General features: G+C 61.4%; 11 protein-coding genes. 4 read left to right on the forward strand and 7 right to left on the reverse strand.

Annotation, left to right across the window (positions count from 1 at the left end):
• Position 1: 1 nt before the first annotated feature.
• The 7 genes from HKD24_RS03670 to HKD24_RS03700 are packed head-to-tail and all read right to left on the reverse strand — an operon-like array spanning position 2 to position 7,725.
• Positions 2-2,326, reverse strand: a complete 2,325-nt coding sequence (locus HKD24_RS03670; RefSeq protein ID WP_407646348.1) for an LPS-assembly protein LptD — start codon at positions 2,324-2,326, stop codon at positions 2-4.
• Complete coding sequence (lptG, locus tag HKD24_RS03675) at positions 2,326-3,516, reverse strand: LPS export ABC transporter permease LptG (RefSeq protein ID WP_194259051.1); 1,191 nt, start codon at positions 3,514-3,516, stop codon at positions 2,326-2,328. The genes HKD24_RS03670 and lptG overlap by 1 nt, the downstream gene beginning before the upstream one ends.
• Positions 3,513-4,682: an LPS export ABC transporter permease LptF gene (gene lptF / locus HKD24_RS03680; protein ID WP_194259052.1), complete on the reverse strand. Its 1,170-nt coding sequence runs from the start codon at positions 4,680-4,682 to the stop codon at positions 3,513-3,515. The genes lptG and lptF overlap by 4 nt, the downstream gene beginning before the upstream one ends.
• Positions 4,683-4,739: 57 nt before the next feature.
• The gene (locus HKD24_RS03685; protein ID WP_194259053.1) at positions 4,740-5,222 is read right to left on the reverse strand and encodes a hypothetical protein; all 483 of its coding nucleotides are present in this window, start codon (positions 5,220-5,222) and stop codon (positions 4,740-4,742) included.
• Positions 5,223-5,224: 2 nt separating this feature from the next.
• Positions 5,225-6,238: an L-threonylcarbamoyladenylate synthase gene (locus tag HKD24_RS03690; RefSeq protein WP_194259054.1), complete on the reverse strand. Its 1,014-nt coding sequence runs from the start codon at positions 6,236-6,238 to the stop codon at positions 5,225-5,227.
• Entirely contained in the window at positions 6,235-7,032 is a 798-nt protein-coding gene (locus HKD24_RS03695; RefSeq protein ID WP_194259055.1) for a 3'(2'),5'-bisphosphate nucleotidase CysQ family protein, read from the reverse strand. Before HKD24_RS03695 ends, HKD24_RS03690 begins: the two co-directional genes overlap by 4 nt.
• A gap of 54 nt (positions 7,033-7,086) precedes the next feature.
• Complete coding sequence (locus HKD24_RS03700; RefSeq protein WP_194259056.1) at positions 7,087-7,725, reverse strand: hypothetical protein; 639 nt, start codon at positions 7,723-7,725, stop codon at positions 7,087-7,089.
• A gap of 103 nt (positions 7,726-7,828) precedes the next feature.
• On the opposite strand from HKD24_RS03700, the gene HKD24_RS03705 reads away from it, so the two are divergent.
• The 4 genes from HKD24_RS03705 to HKD24_RS03720 all read left to right on the forward strand — a co-directional run bounded on the left by HKD24_RS03705 (position 7,829) and on the right by HKD24_RS03720 (position 11,837).
• Positions 7,829-9,301 carry a leucyl aminopeptidase gene (locus HKD24_RS03705; protein ID WP_194259057.1) on the forward strand — a complete coding sequence of 491 codons (1,473 nt, stop codon included), beginning with the start codon at positions 7,829-7,831 and terminating at the stop codon, positions 9,299-9,301.
• Between the two features lie 16 nt (positions 9,302-9,317).
• Positions 9,318-9,761, forward strand: coding sequence for a DNA polymerase III subunit chi (locus HKD24_RS03710; protein WP_194259058.1), 444 nt, complete (start codon positions 9,318-9,320; stop codon positions 9,759-9,761).
• Positions 9,762-9,857: 96 nt separating this feature from the next.
• A complete protein-coding gene (locus HKD24_RS03715; RefSeq protein ID WP_194259059.1) occupies positions 9,858-10,970 on the forward strand; it encodes an aromatic ring-hydroxylating oxygenase subunit alpha in 1,113 nt (370 codons plus the stop codon).
• Positions 10,971-10,991: 21 nt separating this feature from the next.
• Complete coding sequence (locus tag HKD24_RS03720) at positions 10,992-11,837, forward strand: aldo/keto reductase (protein ID WP_194259060.1); 846 nt, start codon at positions 10,992-10,994, stop codon at positions 11,835-11,837.
• Positions 11,838-11,849 lie beyond the last annotated feature (12 nt).

The following is an 11,849-nucleotide window of genomic DNA, read 5'->3' on the forward strand; positions in this document are numbered from 1 at the left end:
CTCAACCGTTGATTCCGAATGTGCCGATCGTCTTGAACGTAAAGTTGAACAGGATGGTCTCGTTACGCTGTTCGCCGCCAATACGGGTGTATTGCTTGATATACATGATATCCAGCCCGAAACAGTCATTGGAATAGCCGATCGTCCCGCCATTTGCGACGAACTGTTTCCGCGACAGGCTGCGACGGAAGAAACCCGACGCATGGTAATTGCGCCAGTGCGTTGAGAAACCGCCTGTCACTTCGCTGGTCTTGACCATGTAGGGCGCGTTTGGACCGTACTGGCGGAAGTTCGTTGCGTAATAATAATAGGGTGTCACGGGCGCGTAGACATAGCCGCCTGTCAGGCGGAACATCGGAACGCCCGTGCTGATGAGGCCTTCACCGTAATCGAACTGGTGCGTCCAGGGATTGAAACGGCCGCGGGCCGTGACATCGACATACTGGTTCGGACTGACGCGCACACGGCCCACCGGATCCGACAGGTGATGGTCGAGGCCGGAATAGGGCAGGCGGTTGTGATCGATATGTTCCTGGAAGCTTTCGCCAACGAGCATGTCGATGGCGTGGCCGTTCCAGGACCAGTTCTGGTGGATGCCCACATTCGCGCGGATGCCGCCATCGAGACGGTCAGTGCCGAGATAGCGGTTGAGGGAAAACAGCGTCGTATCCGTGAATTCGTAGGACAGGCTGTCTTCGTTGGGCAGGTGGCGGTTCTGCGAATTGCCGGTATTGGGAGAAGCGATGATCTGGGCGATCGGTTCAAGGATCTGCGAACCATGTCCCTTGGCGAAGCTGCGCAGGAACGGCCAGTTCATGCGCAGGGCGATGGTTGGCTGGACCTGTCCGACAACATGGTTGCCACCCGCACCCGTGTAATAGGTTGGCTGCTGATAGGCCTGGGTGGCGTGATAGATCATCGAATCAAGCCGTGCCGTCAGCAGGAACTGCTGGCCGAGCTTGTTGTGGAACGGGCGGTCCCACTGGGCGGCCACTTCGCCGCGCTGATCGTTAATGCCGTTCTTTCGGTACAGGTTGAAGTTTGTCGTCTGGACGCTGAGGCGGCCGCCGAACATGTCGGGCTGCCCCTGGTAGGCATAAGTCAGTCGCGGAAGGGCCCAGGGAAGATCCGCGTTACGGATGGTACCCTGGTTCAGGCCCTGATAGGCCTGTCCGTCAAAGCGCAGATAGGAGCCGATGCCGTATCCTTCGAGGAAGACGTTGGAATTCAGCATTTCCTGACCGTAGCCCGGAACACGGTAGTCACGCATGTAGTTGGCGGAACTGGCGACGTTGATGTTGGCGCCGGCCTGCCAGTTGCGGTCGATGACGAAGTTGGCCCGGCCGAACACATATCCCTGCACGCCGTATTCGCTGGAAGCGCCGACATTGTTGCCGAACGTGTTCGTGTAACGGCTTTCGTCATGCGTATCGTAGGCAATACCGCCCGTCACATCGACTGATCCGAAATTGAGGCGGTTGCGGTACTGCGCCGTCAGTTCGGGGCCGGTCTTGGTGGAGACGAGGCCGCGGACGGTCAGGTCCTGCTGTTCGTCAATGGCCCAGAAATAGGGGAGCGTGAAATAGGTGCCGAGATAGCGGTCATGCGGGCTGATGCCCGGCATCAGGAAGCCGCTCTGCCGTTTGACGGATGGATCGGTCATGGAGAAGAACGGGAAGTAGAAAACCGGCAGGCCGAGCATTTTCAGCCAGGCATGATCGAATTCGAGACGCTTGTGCTGCACGTCCTGCGTCGCATCGAACGCCTGGAACTGCCAGAAGGGGGGCAGGTCGGGGTTTTTCTCGCAGATCTTGCAGGCCGTGTAGACGGCGTGCGTCAGGTCGTTGAGCATCCCGTTCGTGCGGCGCATGCCGTTGCCGGCGAGCTTGGCGTTGTCTTCCATGCGGATGTAGATGCCGCTGCCGATGCCGTCATGCATGCCATGGCTGAACTCGACGTAATCGGCATAGGTCGTGCTGCCATCGGGTTCCACGACGGCGACATGGCCCTTGGCCGACAGGATGCCGGTGCTGCGGTCATAGGTCACGCGGTCGGCGCGCATGGCGTGATCGCCCTGCCAGACCCGGACATTGCCATCCCATGTGATCAGGCCGTTCTTGGCGTAGCTTTCGCTATCCGCAAGATAGGTCAGGGGATCAGTCTGGGACGTTGGCTTGCCGATGACGATGACATGGGAGTTGTCGCGCTGCATCGTATTGGCAGACATCTTCTGCGGCGCCACGAGCGCGGTTCCAGCCATCAGCGTGGCCCCGACGAACGAAGCGCGTCTGCGGGCGCGTGTTGGGAGCCACAGGGGCACCGTCATCAACCATCCTCCATGTGCAGCAAAAGGGCCACCGCGAGGCAGAGCCCCGCACCTGTCGGCGCCCATGCGGCAAGAACCGGCGGCAGGGCGCCGGATTCACCAAACTGTTCGGCCACTTTCGAGATGGTGAACAGCGCAAAGCCTGCGGCGATTCCCGATCCCAGCATCCGGGCCACACCGCCGCGCCGTGTCGGACGCATCGAGAAGCCTGCGGATACCAATGCCATGGTCCCGGCCAGAATGGGAAGGGCCAGTAGTGACTGGAAATGAAGTCTGTGCCGGATTGAAGGAAAACCGGAGCGTTCCAGCAGGTTGATGAACCCCGGAAGCGCGAAGACGGAGAGGGTATCCGGCGATGCGAAACTTTCCTGCACGCGGCCGACGGTAAGGTCGGATGGCAGGGTCATGTCGCCGATCTGCTGGGGCAGGTGATCCGGATGCAGCAGGGACGTTCCATGAAGGATCCACTGATGATTGCCAAGGGCACCGCTGGGCGCTTCCACGCGGACGATCAGGCGGTCATGGTCGTCGAGACGGAAGATCGAGACACCTGAAACCTTCAGTTCGCCGCTGACAAGATGGACGTCCTGGGCATGCAGGATGGCAACGCCATGGGGCACCAGACCGTCATCGGCCTGCCTGAGCCAGAGCGCGCCGCCATTCAGTGTCAGGGGGCCACCACCGGTGCGTAGATAGGTCTGATCCAGCATTTCGGCGCTGCGGAACATGTCCGAGGACAGAGCGGAAATGCCGGTTGTCGTCAGCAGGCCGGTCAGCAGGGCGCAAGCCAGCGGGCTGGCAAGGAACTGCCATGCTGAGATGCCGGCGGCGCGTGCCACGATCAGTTCGGACGAGCGTGTCAGGCGCGAGAAACAGACGATTCCGCCCAACAGGATGCCGAAAGGCAGGACGTAGATGACGTAATACGGGACATGCAGGGCCGCGATCTTGACGACGAGGCTGGCCGGAACATTCGGGCGGGTGGCCGCACGGCGCAGCAGATCGATGAAGTCGAACAGCGACACCAGCCCGGTCAGGGCAAGCACCATGGAGAGCGTGCTGAGCATGAACTGGCGTGCGATGTAAATCGCGAGTGTCGTGGAGAATCCTGCGTGATCGTCGCGGGTCCTGAAGACCTGAAACAGGGAGGTCAGCCACGGGCCCGGGCGGAAGGTGGATGCAGCCCTCATCGGGCGGCCTCCGCGGAATTCGGGGCAGAGGCAGGTTCACGCACGTTCCCGGTCCACTGTTCGAGAAACAGGAGCACCGCGCAGACCACGGCGGGCAGGATGGCTTCAATCCAGATCAGCGGGACCAGAATGAGATGTCGTCCGGCGAGATTCTGGAGCATGAGCGAAATGGCCAGCAGGCCCACGACCGTCAGGATGGCCGTCAGGGGACGGGTGATGTTGCCATGTCGCGAAAAAGCCCCCCGCAGCACGGTCACAAGTCCGATCATCGCAAAGGACAGGGCTGTCAGTGGTGAGGTGAGCCGACGCCATGCCACGACGATGTTCTTGCCACGGTCCCGTTCGGAGACTTCATGAGGATCGGGATGGAACAGTTCGTGGAGCGACATCTCGTCCGGGTCCCGGTCTTCATGGTTGTTCCGGCGCGAGGAGGTGAGGTCGATCGTGTTGCGTCCGAAAGTCAGGACGTTCAGTCGGCCGGTGTGACGATCGATTTCCTCACGCGATCCGTCATACAGGACGACGCGGGGCTGGTCATTCACCACGACCATGGTGCCGCGCTCTGCCAGGACCGTCGTGTGGGAATCGGGATCGCGGTCATCCTCGACCAGCACGCCATGCAACTGGCCGTCACTGGTCCGGCCCCGCACATAGACCGTCATGTCGCTGGACAGGCTGGTGAAAACCCCGTCCTGAAGCAGGAAGGCGGCCATGCGGTTGCGGATCTGAAACTCGTAACGGTGGAACGCATGATAGGAGACCGGCGCGAGCCACAGGGTCAGGATATAGCACAGGATCACGGAGAAGCCCGCGCAGAGCAGGCCGGGACGGGCAAGCTCCAGCGGTGAGCGGCCGGCCGCGCGCATGACCGTGAGTTCCCGGTCGCCGACCATCCGCTGATAGGTGAAGAGCACGACCAGAAAGGTCGTGATGGGCAGGATGACGGCGATGAAGGATGGCAGCATCAGCGAGGTGAGCTGGATGAAAACCCGCAGAGACAGGCCGTGCTGGACCACCATCGAGACGAAATGCAGCGACTGGGTCAGCCAGATCAGTGCCGTCGCGCCTCCTGTCAGCGCCAGCAGGGCGATGAGGAGCTGACGGAGAATATAGCGGTCGAGCAAAGGCAGGATCTGCCGCCCGGAAGTACCGGAGGATGAGGCCATGGCCCTTCATCTATCCCTAGCGCGTGGCGGGAGGAAGGCGAAAAAACGAAACAGTTTCTATCGCAGATAGGAGGCCCGGTCGATGGGCGGCCTTGTGGGTGTCAGGCTGTGATAGAGTTCTGTCGCGGCAATACCGACCAGAAGTCCCGCACCAACCGCAAAGACGAGCGCAAGATAACGCCAGGGTTTCTGTGTTCGCACGGTGGCCATCTCCATCTGAAGCATTCCCACATCCATCTGGCATCGGCCTAGACGTAACTGGGCGGTGCGGGTGTCCGCTTCGCTTTGTCTGAGGCGGCGCTCCAGCGTGGAAATCCGCTCCCGCAGTCCCTGTTCGCGGTCAGACGTGTCCTTGGGCGGCGCCGTTCCGATGCGGGTCATGAACAGGTTTTTCAGCGCGCCACCCGTGACGCCATCGCGCCGGGCCATCTGACGGATCCGTTCCAGCGCCGTGGCGGCATGACCGGGCTGTTCGTCCAGCACCAGGGCCAGGATATCGGACAGGATCTTGATTTCCCTGGGGTCTGGAGCGCGGGCCATGTTCAGGAGAGCGTCGCAGCATCCGTGCGCGGTTCTGCGGCACGGCGAAGGCGGTCACGGATGGCGAGGCCAAGCCCGTGACGCGGGATCGGCTGGGCGGCGATGGTTTTCAGACCGCGGCGGGTTCCTTCCGCATCCAGAAAGCGCAGTCCGGCGAAGAGACGGGCCGCGGCTTCCTCAAGATCGCCGCTCTCACTCAGGTTCCAGGTCAGTCCGGCGCCGGGCAGCGGTGCGCCGAAAGCAAGCTGGGCTTCATCGGAGGCGACGGAGGTTGCATCCAGTCTGACGGGTAGGCCGGGCGCATAATGCGAGGCCAGGCGGCCGGGAGAGGCCGGAGCAATTTCGGAAAAATCGTCCGGATGGCGGATCGGGCCGCAAAGCGCGGTCAATTCTTCGAGTGTCACGCCCCCCGGGCGCAGGAGGACGGGCACCTCGCGGGTCAGGTCGAGAACCGTGCTTTCCACGCCGATGGAGCAGGGGCCGGAATCCAGAACCACGTCGATCCGGCCATCGAGCGAGCGCAGGACGTGGAACGCATCGGACGGACTGACAGTGCCCGAGACGTTTGCGGATGGTGCGGCCACAGGAGCGCCAACTTCACGGAGCAGGGCCAGAGCCGTCTTGCCGCGCGGAACACGCAGCGCCAGCGTGGACAGGCCGGCGGCGGCGAGATCGGAGACGGTCGAGTCCGGGGAGCGGGGAAGCACCATCGTCAGCGGGCCGGGCCAGAAACGGTCGGCCAGGGCATGTGCGATGTCTTGCATTCTGCCGCTGAGTGAAGCCTGTGCGAAAGCGCTTTCAGCGTCGGGAAGGTGGCTGATGAGCGGGTTGAAGCGCGGGCGTCCCTTGGCGGCGAAGATTTTTGCGACAGCCGTATCGGACGAGGCAATGGCACCCAGGCCATAGACGGTTTCGGTTCCGAACGCGACGAGCTTGCCGGCTTTCAGAAGTTCAGCCGCGCGACGGATCCCTTCGGGTGTGGCTGTCAGACGTTCGGTATGCGGCGTGTCGCTCAAGATGCGCCTCCGGTGCAGTAGAAAGATGAGTTCAGCCGGTCCGGCTTGCCGTAGCGCAGGGGTTTTCCGTGCTCGTCCAGAAGGGCGCCGCCTGCGGCTTCCAGAATAGCCTGGGGGGCGGCCGTATCCCATTCCATGGTGGGTCCGAAACGGGGATAGAAATCGGCAGCGCCTTCGGCGACCCGCATGAACTTGACCGAGGAGGACAGCTTTTCCACGGAGGCAACTTTCCGTCCTGCGAGCCAGCGCTCCAGCAGTTCCGGATTGCCATGGTGGCTGGATGCCAGAACGCGCAGACCCTCGGCCGAGGGTGTGGCGGTCCGGATCGGTGTGCTGTGGGTCCCGTCCGAGCGGTGAGCACCAAGGCCCTGTCCGCCGCTATAGATCAGGCCGTAGCCGGGAAGGGCCACGACGCCCAGAACCGGGCGGTCGTGTCGGACAAGGCCAATATTGACAGTGAAATCTTTCCCCCCTGTGGCAAAGCCGCGGGTGCCGTCGAGCGGATCGACCAGCCAGTAGGCGTCTTCTGCATTGACCCGGATTCCAGCCGACATTTCTTCCTCGCCAATGGCGGGAATGGACGGGCAGGCTGCGCGCAGGCCGGACAGGATGTGCCGCTCGGAAGCATGGTCCGCTTCCGTGACGGGGGAGGCATCGGTCTTGATGTCCGTTTTGAACCCTCGGGCGCGGATGGCATTGATGATGTCCGAGGCTTCGGATGCGAGCCGGAAGGCCAGGGCCAGAAGGGCGCGGTCATCGTCCGCGCCGACGGTGATGGGGGGGGCAGATGTCATTTCCCCAGACTACTCCAAGATGCTTTTTGCGTCATGTGCTGATGAAGGCGGGTGTCACCACGGGCAGGTCGGTATGGGCGCATCATGGCCATTCCATTTTGCAAACGGGATCTTTGTTGCGGCACTCAGCGCGATGTCCGCGTGGCAGGTTGTAACCGGGGATGCGAGCGTGGTCCTGAGTGCGAAATAGAATGGCGTGGTGCCGGGTTCCCCGTCTCCGCGCGTCAACTGATAGATCCGGACATGCGCCGGACTGGGCTGTGGAACAGGATGGGCGCCGGTGTCGCGGGTGGTTACGAACAGCAGGAAGGCTGGTTTCCCGTTGGCCCGGGCGAAGGCAAAATGAATGGTCTGGATGGCATCTTCGCCGGTATGCGGAATGTCGCGCAACACATCGAGAAGTTGACCACCATTATCCGGGTCTTCCGTATCCACGAGGCTTGTGCGGTCGGGTTGTTCTGTATCGCGGGTGCTGACGGCATATAGCGTGTAGCTCCATGCATTGCCGTTTTCGCGCCATAGCGGCGTGATGGTCACGTCAGGAAAACCTGCCGGATGAAGCGTGACAGGACGGTTGTTGATCACGATCGGGTGGATGTCGGTAATCTCTGCACTGACCGTGGCAGCGCGTCCCTGTGTGGTTCCGAAAGCCAGACCGGAGCAGAGCAGGATCTTCACAAGAGCGCGACGCATGGAATGGTCTTTCTTCAGGCCGGACGTGCAGAGGGCTTGTATGGGCGGTTGGTGTTCCCGATAACGGTGACAACGACTTCATGTTCCAGACGACAGGACCATCATGCTTTCAGTGATTTTCGATTCCCTTCCAGCCTTTTCTGCGGATGCGCCCAAGGCTGTCGTTCTGTTGTGTGACGTGGCCGCTGGCGAGATTTTCGCAGCGCTGGACAAGGCTTCGGCGGGGGCGGTTTCGCGCGCTGTTGCGCTGAAGGGGTTCAGGGGCGAGGCCGGGCAGAGCGTGGTGCTTCCGGCGCCGGCCGAAGGGCTGTCGCAGATCGTGCTCGCTGGTGTAAAACCCAAGGGTGGGGCTGCTGTGGATGCCGTGGCCATCGAGAACGCTGCGGGTCGGGCCGTTCGTCTGCTGGATGGTGTCGAGGGCGCGGTTCTGGCGCTTTCCGAAGGGCTGGAGCAATTTGCTCCGGACGCGGCTCTGGGCGCGCGTCTGTCGTCCTATGATTTTGATCTGTACCGCACGAAAAAATCCGACAGCCGTCCGGTTCTGAACAGGCTGCATGTTGCGGTCTCTGATGTTGCGGCAGTGCAGACGCGGTGGGCGGCTCTGGATGCGGTCTCGCATGGTGTGATCCTGACGCGGGATCTCGTGAGCGAGCCGCCGAATGTGCTTTATCCTCAGACCTTTACGCAGCGTATCGAAGAACTGCGTGAACTTGGCCTGACGGTTGAAGTTCTCGACGAAAAGGCCATGACGGAGCTGGGCTTTGGCGCGCTTCTGGGTGTGGCGCAGGGCAGTGTGCACAAGCCGCGCACGGTGATCGTCCGTCATAATGGTGGTGGCAGCGAGGCGCCTCTGGCCTTCATCGGCAAGGGCGTGACCTTCGACAGCGGTGGCATTTCCATCAAGCCTGCGGCCGGTATGGACGAAATGAAGACCGATATGGGTGGCGCTGCGACCGTGATCGGTCTGATGAGCACGCTGGCCCGTCGCAAGGCGCCGGTCAATGCGATCGGTGTGGTCGGCCTGGTTGAGAACATGGTGTCCGGCGGGGCGCAGCGTCCGGGCGATATCGTGCGGGCTTATGACGGCCAGACGATCGAGGTTCTCAATACCGACGCGGAGGGACGTCTCGTTCTGGCGGATGTCCTGTCCTACACGCGGACGCGCTTCAACCCGAAGCTGATGGTCAATCTGGCGACGCTGACGGGTGCGATCGTGGTCAGCCTTGGCTACGAGAATGCCGGTCTGTTCAGCAACAGCGATACGCTGGCGAAGGGTCTGGCCGAGGCCGGGGCGCAGGTTGGGGAAGGTCTGTGGCGGATGCCGATGGGCGAGGCCTATAATCGCCAGATTGATTCCGATATCGCGGATATGAAGAACATTGGCGGTCGTCCGGGCAGTGCGATCCTGGCGGCCGAGTTCCTCAAGCGCTTCGTGGGCGACACGGACTGGGCGCATCTGGATATCGCGGGCACGGCCTGGAAGACCAAGGCGTCCGCTATTGCGCCGAAGGGTGCCACGGGCTTTGGCGTTCGTCTGCTGGACCGGTTTGTGAAGGCGCACGAAGCCAGCGCCTGAGGAGCGGGATAACGCCGTGGATGTCGGGTTCTATCATCTGACGCGCACGCCGCTTGAGCAGGCGCTTCCGGCCCTACTGGGCCGGACGCTGGATGCGGGGGAGCGTGCGGTCGTGCGATGCCCGGATGCGGCTGCGGTCATGGCGCTGGATGCGGCGCTTTGGGCGTGCCGGGATCCGGTCTGGCTGCCGCATGGCACGGCAAAGAGCGGCCATGCGGCCCGGCAGCCGATCTGGCTGACCGAAGGCGAGGACGTACCGAACGAGGCACGGTTTCTGTTTCGGGTAGATGGCGCGGGGAGCGATGAATTCGCGCCCTTTACGCGGATTTTCGATCTGTTTGACGGTGGAAATCCGCAATCCGTTCAGCGGGCAAGAGAACGCTGGGTCGCGATGAAATCTTCTGGTCACAATCTCGTGTACTGGAAACAGGAAGAGCGGGGCTGGAAAAAGGCGGGGTAAGGTTTCAAATTGTGTCTGAAACCATTGATGGAAGACGCTCCGTAACCGGAGTGCCGTTCATTGCACTGGAGAGGACGCCCGACTGTGCCAGACCCCATGACTTCTTCCCCCGCATCTCCGAAAACTGACCTTCGCCGCGTCGATATCAATCCCGACTTCTGGTATCCGCTGGCCTGGTCGAAGGATCTCAAGCGCGGCAAGACGATCGGGCGGCGGTTCGGGCGCTTTCCCATTGCACTGGTGCGGCCCGAGGAAGGGAGCGTCTTTGCACTTGAAGACCGCTGCGCGCACCGTCAGGTTCCGCTCAGCCTCGGCAAGGTCAGCGGTGAGGCGGTTCAGTGCTGTTATCATGGCTGGGCTTATGGCCGCTCCGGGCGGTGTATTGATGTGCCGTATCTGGGGAAGGGCAAGCTGCCGAATGGTGTGAAGACGTATCCCTGTCGTGAGGCAGGCGGCATGATCTTCGTTTTCCCTGGTGATGCGAGCAAGGCGGAGAGCGTGCCTCTGCCGCCGCTGGCACAGGTGAACAATCCGGCGTTCAAGACACGGCATTTCAGTCCGGTCGTGAAATGCCACTACACGTTCCTGCATGAGAACCTGATGGACATGAACCATCAGTTCCTGCACCGCCGTCAGATGGGGCAGATCAAGGCGCGTTTTCTGGGGCAGGACGCAGGCGAGAACTTTATTGAGGCACGGTACAGCTTCGCGCGGACGGGAAACCAGCAGCCGCTGGCGGAACGTCTGATTTTCGGCAAGCATCACGATGATCCGAACCGGGAGCAGCCGGTCGAGGAAATCGTCAGCATCCGCACGACCTATCCGTATCAAAGCCTGAAAATCCACGACAAGGATGGCGATCTGATCATGGAGCTGTTCAGTGTTTATGTTCCGAACACGGCGGACGGGATGAGCACGCAGACTTTCGGTCTGCTGTCGGTACTGCGGCCGAAGACGCCGTTCCTGATTGATTTGATCTGGCCGGCGCTGGGCATCTTCACGCACAGGATCTTTGAAGAAGACCGCGAAATCATGGAACTGGAGCAGAACGCCTGGCGTGAACTGGGCGGCGATCATAACGTTGAGGTCTTCCCGATCGTGCGGAAATTGCGGGATCTTCTGGCGGCCAATGGTGTGGCGCCGGGAACGGATACGACGGCACAGGCTGAAGTTTCGAGGGAACAGCCGGCTGATCCTGTCGTTGTCTAAAGACACAGACAGGAAACAGTCATGAAGACAGTCACACTCAGGAATGGTGTTACGGTTCCCGCGCTTGGAATGGGAACCTGGAATGTCGGCGACAGTGCGGCCCGGCATACGGATGAGGTCGAGAGCCTGCGCAAGGGGCTTGAGGCTGGTCTGCGGGTTATTGATACAGCCGAGATGTATGGCAATGGCCGGTCGGAAAAGCTGGTGGGTGAGGCCATCGCGGATGTGCGTGATGACGTCTATCTCGTCAGCAAGGTCGTGCCGTCAAATGCGTCCTATGACGGTGTACACAAGGCGTGCCGGCGTTCGCTGAAGCATCTCGATACGGACTGGCTGGATCTTTATCTGCTGCACTGGCGCGGGGGTACGCCGCTGGAAGAGACGATCCGGGCGTTCGAAGATCTGAAGGATGACGGGCTGATCCGTGGATGGGGTGTCTCGAATTTCGATGTCGATGACATGGAGGAAATCGAGAACCTGTCGGGCAACTGTCTGGTCAATCAGGTGCTCTATAATCTGGAGCATCGCGGAACCGAATTCGATCTTCTGGAACACGATTTGAAGTCCGAAACCGTGACGATGGCCTACTCGCCATTGGGGCAGGGAGGCGAGCTTCTGGATCATCTGGCGCTCAAGGAAGTGGCATCGCGGCATGAGACGTCGCTTGGCCCGGCGGATACGGCCCAGATCGCTCTGGCCTGGGTGCTGCGGCGACCGAATATCATGGCGATCCCGAAGGCCGGCTCTCCGAAGCATGTGGCTGGAAATATTGCCAGTCTGGAAATCAGCCTGACGGATGAGGATCTCAAAACGCTCGACAGCGCTTTTCCTCCGCCGAAACGCAAGGTATCTCTCGCCATGATCTGACGGTCGTGGTGG

This window comes from Gluconobacter vitians (assembly GCF_015244565.1).
Taxonomy (GTDB): Bacteria; Pseudomonadota; Alphaproteobacteria; order Acetobacterales; family Acetobacteraceae; genus Gluconobacter; species Gluconobacter vitians.

Excerpts from the sequence above, each read along its gene's own strand:
- HKD24_RS03670 (WP_407646348.1), bottom strand. The coding sequence starts at position 2,326 with ATGACGGTGCCCCTGTGGCTCCCAACACGCGCCCGCAGACGCGCTTCG.
- lptG (WP_194259051.1), bottom strand. The coding sequence starts at position 3,516 with ATGAGGGCTGCATCCACCTTCCGCCCGGGCCCGTGGCTGACCTCCCTG.
- lptF (WP_194259052.1), bottom strand. The coding sequence starts at position 4,682 with ATGGCCTCATCCTCCGGTACTTCCGGGCGGCAGATCCTGCCTTTGCTC.
- HKD24_RS03685 (WP_194259053.1), bottom strand. The coding sequence starts at position 5,222 with ATGGCCCGCGCTCCAGACCCCAGGGAAATCAAGATCCTGTCCGATATC.
- HKD24_RS03695 (WP_194259055.1), bottom strand. The coding sequence starts at position 7,032 with ATGACATCTGCCCCCCCCATCACCGTCGGCGCGGACGATGACCGCGCC.
- HKD24_RS03700 (WP_194259056.1), bottom strand. The coding sequence starts at position 7,725 with ATGCGTCGCGCTCTTGTGAAGATCCTGCTCTGCTCCGGTCTGGCTTTC.
- HKD24_RS03705 (WP_194259057.1), top strand. The coding sequence starts at position 7,829 with ATGCTTTCAGTGATTTTCGATTCCCTTCCAGCCTTTTCTGCGGATGCG.
- HKD24_RS03715 (WP_194259059.1), top strand. The coding sequence starts at position 9,858 with ATGACTTCTTCCCCCGCATCTCCGAAAACTGACCTTCGCCGCGTCGAT.
- HKD24_RS03720 (WP_194259060.1), top strand. The coding sequence starts at position 10,992 with ATGAAGACAGTCACACTCAGGAATGGTGTTACGGTTCCCGCGCTTGGA.